The organism is Conyzicola nivalis, from assembly GCF_014639655.1.
Lineage (GTDB): Bacteria > Actinomycetota > Actinomycetes > Actinomycetales > Microbacteriaceae > Conyzicola > Conyzicola nivalis.
This window is the reverse complement of sequence record NZ_BMGB01000001.1, coordinates 1429049-1444522: the sequence shown is the minus strand read 5'-3', so window position 1 is coordinate 1444522 and position 15474 is coordinate 1429049. Positions and strand designations below refer to the sequence as shown.

The 15474-nt window shown below is 69.8% G+C and carries 13 protein-coding genes; 3 read left to right on the top strand and 10 right to left on the bottom strand.

The features are described from left to right. Nucleotides 1-3 precede the first annotated feature (3 nt). Complete coding sequence (gene glgX / locus IEV96_RS07125; protein ID WP_188509947.1) at nucleotides 4-2043, bottom strand: glycogen debranching protein GlgX; 2040 nt, start codon at nucleotides 2041-2043, stop codon at nucleotides 4-6. Nucleotides 2044-2082: 39 nt separating this feature from the next. Between glgX and IEV96_RS07120 the strand changes: the two genes are divergently transcribed. Continuing rightward, nucleotides 2083-3288 carry a cysteine desulfurase family protein gene (locus IEV96_RS07120; RefSeq protein ID WP_188509946.1) on the top strand — a complete coding sequence of 402 codons (1206 nt, stop codon included), beginning with the start codon at nucleotides 2083-2085 and terminating at the stop codon, nucleotides 3286-3288. A gap of 187 nt (nucleotides 3289-3475) precedes the next feature. Continuing rightward, the gene (gene mnmA / locus IEV96_RS07115) at nucleotides 3476-4612 is read left to right on the top strand and encodes a tRNA 2-thiouridine(34) synthase MnmA (protein ID WP_188509945.1); all 1137 of its coding nucleotides are present in this window, start codon (nucleotides 3476-3478) and stop codon (nucleotides 4610-4612) included. On the opposite strand, the gene IEV96_RS07110 is transcribed toward mnmA, so the two are convergent. Next, entirely contained in the window at nucleotides 4587-5246 is a 660-nt protein-coding gene (locus IEV96_RS07110) for a hypothetical protein (protein ID WP_188509944.1), read from the bottom strand. The two genes, mnmA and IEV96_RS07110, sit on opposite strands and share 26 nt — an antisense overlap. Nucleotides 5247-5426: 180 nt before the next feature. Between IEV96_RS07110 and ligA the strand changes: the two genes are divergently transcribed. Then, nucleotides 5427-7829 carry an NAD-dependent DNA ligase LigA gene (ligA, locus tag IEV96_RS07105; protein WP_188509943.1) on the top strand — a complete coding sequence of 801 codons (2403 nt, stop codon included), beginning with the start codon at nucleotides 5427-5429 and terminating at the stop codon, nucleotides 7827-7829. A 251-nt stretch (nucleotides 7830-8080) separates the two neighbouring features. On the opposite strand, the gene IEV96_RS07100 is transcribed toward ligA, so the two are convergent. The 8 genes from IEV96_RS07100 to IEV96_RS07065 all read right to left on the bottom strand — a co-directional run bounded on the left by IEV96_RS07100 (nucleotide 8081) and on the right by IEV96_RS07065 (nucleotide 15433). After that, entirely contained in the window at nucleotides 8081-9442 is a 1362-nt protein-coding gene (locus IEV96_RS07100) for a D-alanyl-D-alanine carboxypeptidase family protein (RefSeq protein ID WP_188509942.1), read from the bottom strand. A gap of 81 nt (nucleotides 9443-9523) precedes the next feature. Next, entirely contained in the window at nucleotides 9524-9913 is a 390-nt protein-coding gene (locus IEV96_RS07095) for a VOC family protein (protein ID WP_188509941.1), read from the bottom strand. 43 nt (nucleotides 9914-9956) lie between these two features. After that, entirely contained in the window at nucleotides 9957-10997 is a 1041-nt protein-coding gene (locus tag IEV96_RS07090; RefSeq protein WP_188509940.1) for an isopenicillin N synthase family dioxygenase, read from the bottom strand. Nucleotides 10998-11054: 57 nt separating this feature from the next. After that, nucleotides 11055-11519 carry an META domain-containing protein gene (locus IEV96_RS07085; protein ID WP_188509939.1) on the bottom strand — a complete coding sequence of 155 codons (465 nt, stop codon included), beginning with the start codon at nucleotides 11517-11519 and terminating at the stop codon, nucleotides 11055-11057. A 73-nt stretch (nucleotides 11520-11592) separates the two neighbouring features. Beyond that, on the bottom strand, nucleotides 11593-12057 hold the full coding sequence (locus tag IEV96_RS07080; RefSeq protein WP_188509938.1) for an META domain-containing protein: 465 nt from the start codon (nucleotides 12055-12057) through the stop codon (nucleotides 11593-11595). Between the two features lie 145 nt (nucleotides 12058-12202). After that, a complete protein-coding gene (locus IEV96_RS07075; protein WP_188509937.1) occupies nucleotides 12203-13834 on the bottom strand; it encodes a tripartite tricarboxylate transporter permease in 1632 nt (543 codons plus the stop codon). A 1-nt stretch (nucleotide 13835) separates the two neighbouring features. Further along, nucleotides 13836-14417, bottom strand: a complete 582-nt coding sequence (locus IEV96_RS07070; RefSeq protein WP_188509936.1) for a tripartite tricarboxylate transporter TctB family protein — start codon at nucleotides 14415-14417, stop codon at nucleotides 13836-13838. 2 nt (nucleotides 14418-14419) lie between these two features. Beyond that, nucleotides 14420-15433 carry a Bug family tripartite tricarboxylate transporter substrate binding protein gene (locus IEV96_RS07065; RefSeq protein ID WP_188509935.1) on the bottom strand — a complete coding sequence of 338 codons (1014 nt, stop codon included), beginning with the start codon at nucleotides 15431-15433 and terminating at the stop codon, nucleotides 14420-14422. Between the last annotated feature and the right edge of the window lie 41 nt (nucleotides 15434-15474).

The following is a 15474-nucleotide window of genomic DNA, read 5'->3' as shown; positions in this document are numbered from 1 at the left end:
GGGTCAGTGCGCCCGGTACAGCCGCATCGATGTGCCCGGCACCGTGAGGTCGCTGCCGGGGGCGTGCTGTTCGGGGTCGAGGGAGGTGGTCGCGGAGTCCCACAGCAGCTCGTAGCCGGTGACGCCCTCGTGCTCCGGCAGCGTGACCGTGATCGCGCCTTCGAGCCCGTGCACGATGAGCAGGATGCGGTTGAACTCCTCGATCTCGGGCGTCGACGCGGCGAGGTACTGCAGGGTGCGCTCGGCGGGGGAGTCCCAGTCGTCGTCCGACATCGAGAGGCCCTCTTTGTTGTACCAGTCCATCTGCGTGGCGCTCGGAACCGTCTCGCCGAACCGGCTGAAGTGCCTGGGACGCAACGCCGGGTTCTCGCGGCGCAGGCGGGTGAGCAGGGTCGTGACCCCCAGCAGCTCGGTCTGCCAGTCGTCGCGCTGCCAGGACAGCCAGGTGAGTTCGCTGTCGTGGCAGTAGGCGTTGTTGTTGCCGCGTTGGGTGCGTCCGAATTCGTCGCCGGCCGTGATCATCGGGATGCCGGCGCTCAGCACCAGCGTTCCCAGCAGGTTGCGCATCGTCTTGCGCCGCGCGGCCAGGATCTCCGTGTCATCCGTCGGTCCCTCGACGCCGTGGTTGAACGAGTGGTTGTCGCCGGTGCCGTCACGGTTCTTCTCGCCGTTGCCGAGGTTGTGCTTCGTGTAATACGAGGTGAGGTCGGCCATGGTGAAGCCGTCGTGCGCCGTGACGAAATTGACGGATGCCATGGGCCCGCGATTCTGCGGGAAGACGTGCGCAGACCCCGCGAGCCGACGTGCCAGCGAGCCGATGCCGTTGGGGGCGATGCCGTTCGCCCGGGCGGCCGCGATGTCGGTGAGCCAGAAGTCGCGGGTGCGGTCGCGGTAGCCGTCGTTCCACTCGCTCCAGCCGGAGGGGAAGCGGCTGACCTGCCAGCCGCCCATGCCCACGTCCCAGGGCTCGGCAATCATCTTCACGCCCGCGAGCTGCGGGTCGTCGACGATCGCGGCGAGCAGCGGATGCTCGGGGTCGAACTCGACCCGTTCGTCGCGCCCGAGCGTCACGGCCAGGTCGAACCGGAAACCGTCGATCTGCACCTCGTTGGCCCAGTATTTGAGCGAGTCGAGCACGAGCTGCCTGGCCGCGGGGATCGCGAAGTCGACGGTGTTGCCGCAGCCGGTCACGTCGATGTACTCGCCCTTGGAGTTCTGCCGGTAGTACGACTCGTTGTCGATGCCGCGCAGGCTCGTGGTCGGGCCGGTCGGACCCTCCTCCGCGGTGTGGTTGTAGACGACGTCGAGCAGTACCTCGAGGCCTGCGGCGTGGAGGTTCTTGACCATGGTCTTCACCTCGCGCAGCACCGCGCCGGTTCCGCCCGCCTGCGCCTCCCGGGTCGCGTACTCGGCGTGCGGGGTGAAGAAGTTGAGGGTGTTGTACCCCCAGTAGTTGGTGAGCCCCTGCTTGATGAGACGCTGCTCGCTCACCGACTGGTGGATCGGCAGCAGCTCGACCGAGGTGACGCCGAGCGCCCTGAGGTACTCGATCGTCGACGGGTGGCCGAGGCCGGCGTAGGTGCCGCGCAGCTCTTCGGGCAGGTCGGGGTTGAGCTTGGTGAGGCCCTTCACGTGGGCCTCGTAGATCACGACGTGGTCCATCGGGACGGCGGGCTTGCCCACGCCCTCCCAGTCGAACGCGTCATCCTGGACATAGGAACGCCACTCGCCCTTCGCGGTGCGGGCGAGGCCACGCGCGTACGGGTCGATGAGGTCGAGGGTCGGTTCGAAGCGGTGCGTGGGTCCGGTGGGGCCGGATGCGCGCACCGAATACCGTGCCCCCGGCACGAGGGCGGGCGAGCGGGCCGACCAGACGTCGTCGTCGCCGCGCACCATGGGCACGGCCGAGACCAGCCAGTTGGCGTCGCGCTCGTCGTAGAGGCACAGTTCCATCGCGGTGGCGTTGGCCGACCAGACACGCAGCTCGCCGCCGTCTTCCGTCTGGACTACGCCGAGGGGGCCGATCGGAGGGGCGCTGGTCATGGGTCCCACACTACGGGCGCGATGAGTCATGCTTGTTACATGCCCATCTACCTCGATCACGCGGCGACGTCACCCATGCCGCCCGAGGTCATCGCCGCCTACGCGTCGGCTCTCGCCGTGGTCGGCAACCCGTCGTCGATCCACAGCCAGGGGCAGAACGCCAAGCGCATGCTCGAGGAGGCGCGCGAGCAGGTGGCCGCATCGGTCGGCGCCGACTCGGTCGAGGTCACCTTCACCGGCGGCGGCACCGAGGCCGTGAACCTCGGGATCAAGGGGCTGTGGTGGGCGCGGGTTTCGCACCCTCCGACAGGATCAGGGACCGCGACCCGCAGGGGGCGCATCCTCGTGCCGATGGGCGAGCACCACGCCACCATCGACGCGATCGAGTGGCTCGAGAAGCACGAGGGCGCGGTGATCGACTGGATCCCGATCGACGCCCTCGGGCGCATCGACCTGGTCGCCCTCGAGCACGCGCTCGGCGACGACGTCGCCTTCGTCACCGTGCTCAGCGCCAACAACGAGGTCGGTACTCTGCAGCCGGTCGCCGAGATCGCGGCGCTCGCCGCCCGGCATGGCGTTCCGGTACACGTCGACGCCATCGCCGAATACGGCTACGTGCCGATCGACTTCCACGCGCTCGGCGTCGCCGCGCTCTCCATCTCCGCGCACAAGATCGGCGGCCCGGTCGGCGTCGGCGCCCTCGTCATCGCGCGCAGTACGACGATCGTGCCGCTGCTGCACGGTGGCAACCAGCAGCGTGCCCGCTCCGGCACGCAAGACGTGGCCGGCGCCGTCGCGTTCGGGCTGGCCGCACGAGCGGCCACCGCCGACATCGAGGGCCACGCCGCCCGACTGCGCGACCTCCGCGACCGGCTCGTGGCGGGCATCCGAACCGCCGTGCCGTCCGCGGTGCTCCGCGGCGACCCGTCGGCCGACGGCCGCCTGCCGGGCAACGCGCACTTCACGTTCCCCGGCTGCGAGGGCGACTCGCTGCTCTTCCTGCTCGACGTCGCCGGATTTTCGGTCTCCACCGGTTCGGCCTGCCAGGCCGGGGTTCCGGAGGCATCGCACGTGCTGACCGCGATGGGACTCAGTGAGGCGGATGCCCGTGGGGCCCTCCGCATGACGCTCGGCTCCCACACGACCAGCGGAGAAGTCGACGCGCTGGTCGCCGCCCTGCCCGACGCGGTAGCCCGCGCCGCCCGCGCGGGGCTCGCCGAGCACGCGCCGACCTTCGGCCGCTAGGTCCCTGCGCGGCCGCACGCCCGACAGGACGAAACGGCCGCCGCGCACGTTCGACAGGACGGAACCGGCGCCGGGCGGCCTCCCGTCCTGGTGAGGGGCGCCGCGGCATCCGCCCCCGAACTCCGCTCACGGTCGCTCGATTGCGCGACCCGGGCCCATTCAGCCGCCCGCACGTACACTGGAACCCATGAAGGTTGTAGCGGCAATGAGCGGCGGCGTGGACTCGGCGGTAGCCGCGGCACGCGCCGTCGAAGCGGGTCACGAAGTCGTCGGGGTGCACCTCGCGCTGAGCCGCATGCCGGGCACCCTGCGCACCGGCGCCCGCGGCTGCTGCACCATCGAGGACTCCATGGACGCTCAGCGTGCCGCCAACATCATCGGCATCCCGTACTACGTGTGGGACTTCTCCGAGCGGTTCAAGCTCGACGTGGTCGAGGACTTCATCGACGAGTACGCCGCCGGCCGCACCCCGAACCCGTGCATGCGCTGCAACGAACGCATCAAGTTCTCCGCACTGCTCGAGAAGGCGCTCGCGCTCGGATTCGACGCGGTCGCCACCGGACATTATGCGGATGTGCGCCGTGATGCGAACGGCAACGCCGAACTGCACCGCGCGGCCACCTGGGCGAAAGATCAGAGCTACGTTCTCGGCGTGCTCACGGCTGACCAGCTGGAGCACTCGCTCTTCCCGCTCGGCTCCACGCCGTCGAAGGCAGAGGTGCGTGCGGAGGCCGCCGCCCGCGGCTTCAGCGTGGCCAACAAGCCCGACTCGCACGACATTTGCTTCATCCCCGACGGCAACACCCGCGGCTGGCTCGCCGAGAAGGTGGGCGCCGAGCAGGGCGACATTCTCGACCGCTCCGGCAAGGTGCTCGGCACCCACGAGGGCGCGCTCGCGTTCACGATCGGCCAGCGCAAGGGACTCTCCATCGGGTACCCCAGCGACGACGGTATGCCGCGTTTTGTGCTCGAGGTGCAACCGAAGACCAACACCGTGGTCGTCGGGCCGAAGGAAGCCCTCGACCTCTCCGAGCTCGCCGGCACCAAGTTCACCTGGGCCGGCCTCGGCCCCGTCGAGTCGGGAATCGCCTCGATCGACGAAAACGGCGCGATCACCCCGTTCGACTGCGAGGTGCAGATCCGCGCCCACGCCGACCCCGTCGCCGCCGTCGTCTTCGTGGAGCAGGGCGAGATGGTCATCCGCCCGGTCGAACCGATCAACGGCGTATCGCCCGGCCAGACCGCCGTGGTCTACGTGGGCACCCGCGTCCTCGGCCAGTGCACGATCGCGCGCACGGTCAGCGCCGTACCGGTTCCGGCCTAGCTCGTCGCCCTCTAGCTGGTCGCCCTACCGGCTCGTCGCCCTGCCGGGCGGAGACGGTCTGCACCGGCTCGGTCTGCGGGCCGCCGTGCCGCAGGGGACCGTAGCTCGGCCGCGTACGCAGCCAGCCCCACATGGCCAGGCCCGCGGCCAGGGCCAGTCCGAGCGAGCTCGCGAACAGCTGCCAGGCGTCGTTCGCGAGCCCACCGAGCACGAGGATGTAATAGCGGTTGTCGACCGCGCCGCTCTGCGTCGGGTTGACCGGCAGGTCGCTCGTCGTGAGACGCACGGCTTCGACGGCGACCGCGATCACCAGTCCGATCAGCAGCGCGACGATCGAGCGCAGCACGACACCGCCCACGCGCTGGTGCGGGCGGATCGGCAGGACCAGCCAGAACGACAGGAAGACGCCCACAGCGAGCGGGACGACCTGCCACAGCGCGAACGGCACGACGGCGCCCAGCGCGGGCAGCGCGTACTCGAAGCCGGCGAGCGACTCGAGCGTGCGGCCCTGGGTGTAGACGATCCCGACGACGCCGTCGATCACCGCGACGACGAAGACGACGAGCAGGAAGACCGCGCCGGTGACACCGGCGACGCCGGGGTAGCCGCGTCGCGCGCGGGGAAGGATCGACATGGTCAGTCCCTTCTGCGGAGCGCGCCGACGTGGTTCGACCCACACTACCGAGACACCGACCCGTCAGCAAGGAATCCTCGGGTAACTCTCGGCAGCGCGGAGGTGACGCCCGCGCCTAGCGCGCGGCGGGCACGCGGGGAAGGCCACGGCGGTGTCGTCGGCCCTGCATACACTGGTCGGGTGGCTGAGAACTATGCACCGGAGCACCTCGACAACGCACGCGACGAAGCGCAGGGGCTGACCACGCGCATCCTCGAACTGCGCGACGCCTACTACGACCGCGACACGACGCTCGTGTCCGACGCCGAGTACGACGCGATGATGAAACGGCTCGAAGAACTCGAGCGGCTCTTCCCCGAGATCGCCAGCCAAGACAGCCCCACCCAGAACGTCGGCGGTCGTGCCGACGTCGCGCTCTTCGACCCGGTCGTGCACGCCGAGCGCATGCTCAGTCTCGACAACGTGTTCTCGATCGACGAGTTCGAAGCGTGGGCGGCCAAGGTCGAGCAGAACTCCGGGCGCCGGGTGCGGTACCTCTGCGAGCTCAAGATCGACGGGCTCGCCATCAACCTGCGCTACGAGAACGGCCTGCTGACCAGCGCGGCCACTCGCGGAGACGGCCGCGTCGGCGAAGACGTGACCGAGAACGTGCACCTGATCCCGGTGATCCCGCGCCGCCTGGCCGGCAGCGGTCACCCGCCCATCGTCGAGGTGCGCGGCGAGGTCTTTTTCCCGGTCGCCGCCTTCGAGGCGCTCAACGCGCGGCAGGTCGAACTGGGGGAGCGCGAGTTCGCGAACGCGCGCAATGCCGCGTCCGGTTCGCTGCGCCAGAAGGCCGAGGGCAAGAACGCCGCCCAGCTCGACCTCATGCACGCCCGCCTCGGCCGGCTGCGCATGCTCGTGCACGGCATCGGCGCCTGGCCCAATCCCCCTGTCTCGTCGCAGAGCGAGACTTACGAGCTGCTGAAGAGCTGGGGCCTGCCGACCAGCCCGTACTACAGCGTGGTCGACACCGCGTCCGAGGCTGTGCGTTTCATCGAGCACTACGGTGCGCACCGCGGCGATCCCGACCACGAGATCGACGGGATCGTCGTCAAGGTCGACGAGCTCGCGCTGCACGAAGAACTCGGGGCCACCAGCCGCGCCCCCCGCTGGGCCATCGCCTACAAGTACCCGCCCGAGCAGGTGCAGACCAAACTGCTCGACATCGTGGTCAGCGTCGGTCGCACCGGCAGGGCCACCCCGTTCGCGGTGATGGAACCGGCGCGCGTGGCCGGATCGGTCGTGCGCCAGGCCACGCTGCACAACCAAGACGTCGTGAAGCTCAAGGGCGTGCTCATCGGCGACACCGTGGTGCTGCGCAAGGCCGGCGACGTGATTCCCGAGGTGCTCGGCCCGGTCGTCGAGCTGCGCGACGGCACCGAGCACGCCTTTGTGATGCCCACGAACTGCCCGGAATGCGGCACCCCGCTCGCCCCGGCGAAAGAGGGCGACATCGACCTGCGCTGCCCGAATGCCCGCGCCTGCCCCGCCCAGGTGCGCGGCCGTGTCGAGCACGTCGGCAGCCGCGGCGCGCTCGACATCGAGGCGCTCGGCGAGGTCACGGCGGCCGCGCTCACCCAGCCGGCCGTTCCGACCACACCACCGCTCGTCAACGAGGCCCGGCTATTCGACCTCACCCTCGAAGAGCTCGTGCCGATCGAGGTGATCGTGCGCGACGCCGAGACCGGCCTCCCGCGGCTCGAAGACGACGGGAGCCCCCGTCGCCGCGCGCCGTTCCAGCGGGTCGCCGACGAATACGCCCCCGAGGCGGCCGACCTCAGCGCGGCCGAGCGCCGCAAGGCCGGGTACCGCAAGAACTACCGCGTGGTGTACCCCTCGGCGCACGTCGAGAAGCTGCTGCGGGAGCTCGAGCTCGCCAAGACGAAGGAGCTGTGGCGCATCCTCGTCTCGCTCAGCATCCGGCACGTCGGACCGGTCGCGGCCCGCGCGCTCGCCGGATACTTCGGCTCGCTCGACGCCATCCGCGCGGCCCCGCGTGAAGAACTCGCCGCCGTCGACGGCGTGGGGGGCATCATCGCCGACGCGCTCATCGACTGGTTCGCCGTCGACTGGCACGTCGACATCATCGAGCGCTGGGCGGCGGCCGGCGTGCAGTTCGCCATCCCCGGTCACCCCGGGCCGGGTGCCGCGGGCGACAACGACGGCCCCCTCGCCGGAATCACGGTCGTGGCCACGGGCAGCCTCGAGGGGTTCACCCGCGAGGGCGCGCTCGAGGCGATCATCGCGGCCGGCGGAAAGGCCGCATCGAGCGTCTCGAAGAAGACCGACTTCGTGGCGGCCGGCCCCGGCGCCGGCTCGAAACTCGGCAAGGCCGAAGACCTCGGCATCCGGATCCTCGACGCCGCCGAGTTCGCGCGCCTGCTCGAGGGCGGTCCCGCGGCGGTGGCGCTGCCGGAGGACGACAGCGACGAGGCGCCGTCGGAGGACGCCAGCACGGCGATCCCGTCGGAGACCGACAGCGCGGGCGATGACGCGGTCGAGAGCGCCGTCGACAGCGAGACCGCCGCTCCGGCGAAGTAGCCGGTCTAGCGGTAGGACGGCCGGAGCTGCAGCGAGGCCCGTTCCACGATGGCCCGCACGTCGGTCTCCGTCGGCTTCACCGTCCGGGGCACCACCACCAGCACGGGCGGCCCAGCGCGTCGTGCTGCGCCTTCCCCGCGACCCGGATGCGACGTTCGAACCGGATGATGGCGACGATCCCGTAGACGCGTCGCATCGAACGGTCGTGGCACACGACCTGACGGCGCGCCGGCCCCAGAACGGCCGAGCGGTTACTGCTCGAACAGGAGCTCGCGCGGGTGGGTGACACGCCACCAGCCGCCGGGACCGTTGATCTCGCCCGACAACTCCAGTGGGACGGTGACGGTGCGCGCCCCGGCCGTGTAGGTGATACTGCCCACCTCGGTGCCGCTCTCCGCGATGCCGACCGGTTCGATCGTGCTGGTCGCGGTGACCGGGGTGTCCGACCAGGTGAGCACGGTGGCCCCTTCGCCGGCGACGATGCGCGCGGTGTCGTCCCACGGTGTCACGTAGTCGCCGAGTTCCTGGCCCGAGGTCAGCAGTGGCACGTGGTGGAAGCCGGACTTGACGGTGCCGATCAGGCCGCGGGCAACGTCGCCGGCTACCGCGCTGTTGGCCGAGCCGAGCACCACGCCCACGATCGTGATGGGAGCGTCGAGGCCGACGTCGATCACGGACGAGAACAGCAGGCACGAGCCCGCTTCCTCGAGCGTTCCGGTCTTGATGCCGTTGATGCCGTCGATGCCGAGCACGCTGTTGCGGTTCTGCTGCCAGCCCAGGCTGCCGATCTGCAGCGACTTCGTGCCGACGAGTTCGGCCACCACCGGGTTCGCCATGGCCAGCCGCGCGATCGCGATCAGGTCTGTCGGTGTGCTCGCGTTGCGCGGGTCGATTCCGGTCGGCTCGACGATGGTCGTGCCGGTGAGTCCGTTCTTGTCGAGCCAGCGATTCGTCGCGCCGCGGAAGTTCGCCTGCGAGCCGAGCGCCCAGGTCGAGGTGACTTCGGCATAGTTGCTCGCCGACACCATGAGCATCATGGCGAGCGCCTCGCGCTGGGTCATGCTCGAGCCGATCTTCATTGGGGCGATCGTGGCGCCGAGCACGTAGTACTTGTCGTAGGTGTCGTTCTCGGCCTCGCCGAAGTTCAGTGTCGGGCCGTTCTCGCCCGGGCTGAGGGGCTTCGCTTCGAGGATGACGAGGGCGCTGATGACTTTGCTGATGCTCGCGATCGACCGCGCCTCGTTTCCTCCGGTCGCGTTGAGGATGCCGTCGGTACCCGCGGTAGCCGGGAACTCATCGGCGCCGGTGACGCTGATGGCGGTCGCGAGCGCCGGCTGCCCGGGGAACGCTACCGCCGCCGGCTGTTCGATGGGCGGCTCGGCGAACGCCGCGGGGGTCGCGGCGACGGGGGCGAGCAGGGTGAGGGGGAGGTAGGTCCCGACGGCCGCGGCGAAGACCAGGAAGACGATGCCGGCCGCGATGAGGCGCCTGCGTCGTCGACGGCCGCGCTTTCTCAGGTATTCCGGGTCGGTCGTGTCGGGCCGGTAGGTCTCGACCTGCGACCTCTCGAACATATCGGCGAGGTCGCCGTAGTCGTCACGGGTATCGCTCACCGCGCGTGTCCGCTATTTAGCGAGGAATACTTGTGCACGAACCCACAGTAGGTGACGACGACTCGAAAGGGAATGTCGGCGCTAGACCTGCCCCGGCTCGTAACCGCCGAAGCTCCACTCGATCCCCTCCGGGTCGAGCACGCGCGCCCTGCGGGTGGTCCACTCGGTGTCCTCCGGTTCGATGACGGGCGTCGCCCCCGCCGCCACGGCCCTCGCGTACACCGCGTCGACGTCGGGAACCATGAGGTAGATGCCGTGGCCGGAGGGTTGCCCGACGAGCACGGCGTGGTCGTAGTCGATGTCGTTGCTCGAGACGATGACGACCGCCTCGCCCAGGCGCATCTCGGCGTGGACGACGGTGCCGTCGGTGCCGTCGATCCTGCGCACCGTGTCGAAGCCGCACGCCATGAGCCAGTCGATGGCGGCGGGGGCGTCACGGTAGCTGAGATAGGCGAACAACCGCGTATTCATGACAGCACTGTACGACCGCGCCCGGTGCGGTGAAAGCCCCCTGTCAGCCGGCGTTCGCCGCCAGCACCCGCGCGGCCTCGCGCGTCGCCGCTGTGTTGATCTTCCCGGCGCGCGAACCGGCAAGTTTGGCCCGGATGTGTTCGCTCACGGTGATGGGCGGGTACAGCGCTTCGCCGCCCGGCTCGACCGTCGAGGGGATCGCGGCGATCGTGGCATCCGCATTGCCGTCGTGGAAATACGCGGCGCTGCGGCGTCGGTTGATGGTGCCGTCGACGATGGGCGGTTTGACCCGGTGCAGCGTCGACATCCAGCGTTCGTTCGTCCAGCGCGAGGTGAGGTCGCCGAGGTTGATGAGCAGGGCGTCGTCGGCGGGGCTCACGTCGTTCCACGAGCCGTCGGCACCGAGCACCTGGAGGCCCTTCACCTGGTCGGCCCAGAGCACCGTGACGATGCCGAAGTCGGTGTGTTCGCTCATGCCGATGAGGTCGCCGTCGAGGTCGACGGTTCCGGGCGGCAGGGCGTAGTTGTTCATGCGCAGCACGTCGATCGAGTGGTCGGTGTACGCGTCGAAGAAGCCGGCGGGCAGGTCGAGCGCCGCCGCGAAGATGTCGGTCATCGTGCGTGCGACGCGGCCGGCCTCGGCGAAGTACGCCTCGATGCGGTCACGGTAGCCCGCGACATCCGGCCACACGTTCTCCGCGTACTCCATCGGGTCGAGTTCGACGCCGGGGAAGTCGGATGTCGCGAGCCCGACGTTGAACGCCTCGAAGAAGTCGTTCATCCGCGTCGCGCTCTCCACCCCGAGGCTGAGGCTCAGCGACTCGGATTTCGGCGGGGTGTAGCCGCGGTTGGTGCCCTTCGGGGCGATGCTGAGTTTCTTCGTCTCGAGGGGCTCGGCGAAGAAGTCGTCCATCGCGCTCGCGAGGCCGCCGGTGACGCTCGACGGGATTCCGTGACCGAGGATCTGGATGAAACCGACCTCGCGGCAGGCCGCGTCGATCGCGTCGGCAACCATAGCCTTCTCATCGGGGGTGCCGCCCGTGACCCAGGCGGAGATGTCAACGGCGGGAACGTGGAATGTCATGGCGCCACGGTACCCGCGGGCGGTTACGTCGGTGTTACGGCGGCGCGGCCGTGCGGGCTAGTTGGCCGCCCGCTTCTCGATGATCGTGAACATCAGCGACGCGTCCGGCCCGCTCAGGGTGAGGGTCGCCGGGTCCCCGCCGCCGAGCTTCGACGTCGTCACGGTCTCGAGGGCCGCGAAGTACCGGGTCTCGAGCTGGGTGCGACCGTCGTCCTCGCACGCCATCATCGTCGACGTGAGCGTACCGATGCTGACATCGGTGCCGTCGATCGTGGCGTCGCCCCCGTAGACGTTGCACGGACCCTGGCCGGACACGGCCTCGTCGGCGATCACGAGGGTCACCGGGGTTCCGTTCACCACCATCGCGCCGTCGCCGTCGCTGCCCTTGGTCAGTTGCCATTCGCCGGTGATCGCGCCCATCGGATCCTCCTCGCCGTAGTTGCCGCGGTTGCCGCTGTCCGAGGCGCACGCCGACAGGGCGAGCGCGGCGACCGCCGCGACGACCCACGCCGCGCGCCTCATCGCGGGTCACCCGCCCGGTACACCGGTGTCACATCGCTTCCCGTGGGTGTCACGGTCATCATCTCTCCTTCGATCACTCGGACGAATTCCCGGCCGCGGTGAAGACGAGCTGCAGCGCGTCGTCGTTGAGGCTCAGCGTGAGGGTGTCGCCGTCGACGGACGCGGTGTCCGCGGCCTCGAGGGCCTTCAGGTAGCGGGCCTCGAGCGCCATCACCGTCTCGGGCGAGCAGGCCATGCGAGTGGAGGCAAACGGACCGAACGAGACGCTGTCGGACGTGGTCTCGACGTCGCCGGTGTACGAGTTGCAGCCCGAGTTTCCGGATGCCACGGTGCCGTCGATCTCGAGGGTGATGCTCACGTCGTCGAGCGCGAACGAACCCGACGTGTCCGTACCGGCGGTGAGCAGCCACGACGCGTCGAGCTCGTCGGCGACCGGCGCGGCCACCTCCGACGTGGGCGAACCGGCGCAGCCGGCGAGGGCGAGGGCGAGCCCGGCCGCGGCGAAGACCGCGGCGAGCGGCGCGGATTTCGTGCGCATGGAGAACCTCCTGCTTCCAAGGACGTCCGGTCGTGCGGAAACGTTGGGTCGAGCGTACCGACCGGCGCGGCCGGGCAGCTCACACAAAACGGAGGGCGGTGCTCGGCGACGGCGTCGGACGCCGGCACCGCGCACCGCCCAGGGGTCAGGCGTCGCCGTCTTTGTGATCCACGGTGCGGATCTCCGAGGTCTTCACATCGCTCGGGCGCTGCCCCGGCTCCCACATGCGGTTCACCGCGGCGTCGACCGAGGTGTCCGCCGCGGCGGCCGCCGCGAGGGCGCGTTCGAGCCGGCTCTGGCGGTGACGCAGCCAGAGGCCCAGCGCGATGATCACAACGAGTGCCAGGTAGCAGATCGCGGCGAACGGCCGGGTGAACAGCGCCGTCAGGTCGCCCTGGCTGAGCTGTAGCGCTCGCCGCAGCTGTGCCTCCGCCATCGGACCCAGGATCAGGCCGATCACGAGCGGGGCGATCGGGTACCCGTACCGGCGCAGGAAGTACCCGATGACGCCGATCACCAGCAGGATGACGATGTCGACGATCGAGAAGTTCACCGCGTAGGCGCCGAGCGCGGCGAAGGTGAGGATGCCCGCGTAAAGGTACGGCCGGGGGATCTGCAGCAGCTTCACCCAGATGCCGACGAGCGGCAGGTTGAGCACGAGCAGCATCACGTTGCCGATGTACAGGCTCGCGATGAGCGCCCAGACGAGCGCCGGCTGGTTCGTGAACAGCTGCGGCCCCGGCTGGATGCCGTACGACTGGAACGCCGAGAGGATGATCGCGGCGGTGGCGGTCGTGGGCAGGCCCAGCGTGAGCAGCGGCACGAGGACACCGGCGGCGGCCGCGTTGTTCGCGGCCTCCGGGCCGGCGACGCCCTCGATGGCCCCGCGGCCGAACTGGTCCTTGTGCTTGCTCAGCTTCTTCTCGCTCGCGTAGGAGAGGAAGGTGGCGACGTCGGCGCCGCCGGCCGGGATCGTGCCGATCGGGAAGCCGATCGCGGTCCCGCGCAGCCACGGTTTCCACGAGCGGCGCCAGTCGTCCTTCGTCATCCAGCTTCGCCAGCCGCGCGTCACGGGCACCAGGTTGACCGGCCCGTGCCGCATCCGCGACGCCACATAGAGCGTCTCGCCCACCGCGAACAGGCCGACCGCCACCAGCACGACGTCGATGCCGTCGGCGAGGGGCAGCAGCCCGAAGGTGTAGCGCTGCTGGCCGGAGAGGATCTCCGTGCCGACCAGCCCGAGGAACAGCCCGATGCCGAGCGAGGTGAGACCGCGCCAGACCGACGAGCCCAGCAGGGCGCCGACCGTGATGAACGCGATCACCATGAGCGCGACATAGTCGGCGGGGGCGAGGTTCACCGCCCACGCGGCGATCGTCGGCGCCAACAGGGTGAGCCCGATCGTGGCGATCGAGCCGGCGATGAACGACCCGATCGCTGCCGTGGCGAGCGCGGCCGCACCGCGCCCCAGCTTCGCCATCTTGTTGCCCTCGAGCGCCGTCACGATCGAGGCGGACTCCCCGGGCGTATTGAGCAGGATGCTCGTGGTCGACCCGCCGTACATGCCGCCGTAGTAGATTCCGGCGAAGGTGATGAGCGCGGCGGTGGGGTCGAGCGCGTAGGTGAGCGGCAGCAGCAGCGCGACGGTCATGGCCGGGCCGATGCCGGGCAGTACGCCGACCGCCGTGCCGATCAGCACGCCGATGAAGCCGTAGATGAGGTACTCGGGCTGGAGGGCGGTGGCGAACCCCTCCATGAGGTTCATGATGTTGTCCACGTCAGATCCCCAGCCCGTCGATCAGCGGGTCGAGCCAGCCGAGCAGGGGGCCCGCTGGCAAGGACAGCCCGAGCAGACCGCCGAAGAGCACATAGACCACAAACCCGAGCGCGAGTCCGATGAGCAGAGCGCCCCACCAGCGTTTCGCGCCCAGACTCCAGGCGACGCCGCCGAAGAGCACGGCGGCGGCGAACGGCCAGCCGATGATCTCGATGAGGGCGATGTGGGCGACCACGAAGGCCACGATCTTGGCGAGCGTGACCCAGTCGGTGTGGGCGGTGTCGTCGATGTCCTCGCCCTCTTCGAGCTCGGCCACCTTCCCGCGGAGGACGCTGATCAGCACGGCCGCCGCCGAGATCACGAGGATCGTGCCGACGAGGAAGGGGAAGACGCGCGGGCCTACCTGGGTGCCCGAGGCTGGCACCCTGATGCCGAAGGCGCCGACGAACACGAACACGCCGAGCGCCAGGGCGAGGGCGGCGAAGATCAGTTCGCCGGCCTTCGCCCTGACGCCGGACGCGCCGGTGCCGCCCGCCGCACGCGCGGGGCCGGAGCCCGGAGCGTGCGCGGTTGGGGCGCTCATGGTCAGCCGACCAGGCCGATGTTCGTCAGGGTCGTCGTGACCTCGGCGATGTTCTCGTCGAGGAACGTCGTGAACTCGTCCCCGACGAGGAAGGCGTCGGCCCAGCCCCGCGTCTCGAGCTCGGCCGTCCACGCCCCGCTGTCGTGCAGCTGGGTGACCACGTCGATGAGGGCGTCCCGGTCGCCCTCGGAGATGTCGCTCGGCGCGAGCAGTCCGCGCCAGTTCGTCAGCACGACGTCGTAGCCCTCCTCGGTGATGGTCGGCACGTCGGGCAGGTTCGCTGCCGGTTCCGCGGATGACACGGCCAGCGCCTTCATCGTGCCGGCGTCGATGTGCTCGACGAATTCGCCGATGCCCGAGATGCCGGCCGAGGCGTTGTTGCCGAGGATGAGGGCCACGGCCTCACCACCGCCCGAGTTGGGGATGTAGTTGAGGTTCTCGCCGATCTCCGAGCCGGAGAGACCCGCCTCTTCGAGCAGCAGGCCGGCCAGGATGTGGTCGGCGCCACCGGCGGAACCGCCCGTGACCGAGACATCCTGACCGTTCTTGACGATGTCGTCGACCAGGTCTTCGAGCGTGTCGTAGTCCGAATCAGCGGGCACGACCACAACGAGCGGCTCCTCGGTGAGGCGGGCGATCGGGGTCGTGTCCTCCATGCGGTTCTGGGCGGCGTTCGTCTCGACCGCGCCGACCATCACGAGGCCGGTGACCATGAGGCTGTGCGGGTCCTTCTCGTTCGCCAGCGAGGCCAGGCCGACCGTGCCGCCGGCGCCGCCGATGTTCGTGACCGGGGCGGTGTCGACGATCTCCTCGGCGGTGAGCAGCTGGGAGATCGATCGTCCCGTCTGGTCCCAGCCGCCGCCGGGTTCGGCCGGAACGATGATCTGGACGTCGGTGACGGCGGTGGCTTCGGCGCCGCCACCGCCGGAACCGGAACCGCCGGTATCGGTGCTGCTGCAGGATGCCAGGGTCAGGGCCGCGGAAGCGGCCACGATGACCAGTGGGAGTCGTCGCATGAATCTTCTCCTCGTTGAGTGCCCGCCACGACGGCGGACGC

What these genes read in the sequence shown, in the direction of transcription:
- glgX (WP_188509947.1), bottom strand. Translation starts at nt 2,043, where the DNA reads ATGACCAGCGCCCCTCCGATCGGCCCCCTCGGCGTAGTCCAGACGGAA.
- IEV96_RS07120 (WP_188509946.1), top strand. Translation starts at nt 2,083, where the DNA reads ATGCCCATCTACCTCGATCACGCGGCGACGTCACCCATGCCGCCCGAG.
- mnmA (WP_188509945.1), top strand. Translation starts at nt 3,476, where the DNA reads ATGAAGGTTGTAGCGGCAATGAGCGGCGGCGTGGACTCGGCGGTAGCC.
- IEV96_RS07110 (WP_188509944.1), bottom strand. Translation starts at nt 5,246, where the DNA reads ATGTCGATCCTTCCCCGCGCGCGACGCGGCTACCCCGGCGTCGCCGGT.
- IEV96_RS07095 (WP_188509941.1), bottom strand. Translation starts at nt 9,913, where the DNA reads ATGAATACGCGGTTGTTCGCCTATCTCAGCTACCGTGACGCCCCCGCC.
- IEV96_RS07090 (WP_188509940.1), bottom strand. Translation starts at nt 10,997, where the DNA reads ATGACATTCCACGTTCCCGCCGTTGACATCTCCGCCTGGGTCACGGGC.
- IEV96_RS07085 (WP_188509939.1), bottom strand. Translation starts at nt 11,519, where the DNA reads ATGAGGCGCGCGGCGTGGGTCGTCGCGGCGGTCGCCGCGCTCGCCCTG.
- IEV96_RS07080 (WP_188509938.1), bottom strand. Translation starts at nt 12,057, where the DNA reads ATGCGCACGAAATCCGCGCCGCTCGCCGCGGTCTTCGCCGCGGCCGGG.
- IEV96_RS07070 (WP_188509936.1), bottom strand. Translation starts at nt 14,417, where the DNA reads ATGAGCGCCCCAACCGCGCACGCTCCGGGCTCCGGCCCCGCGCGTGCG.
- IEV96_RS07065 (WP_188509935.1), bottom strand. Translation starts at nt 15,433, where the DNA reads ATGCGACGACTCCCACTGGTCATCGTGGCCGCTTCCGCGGCCCTGACC.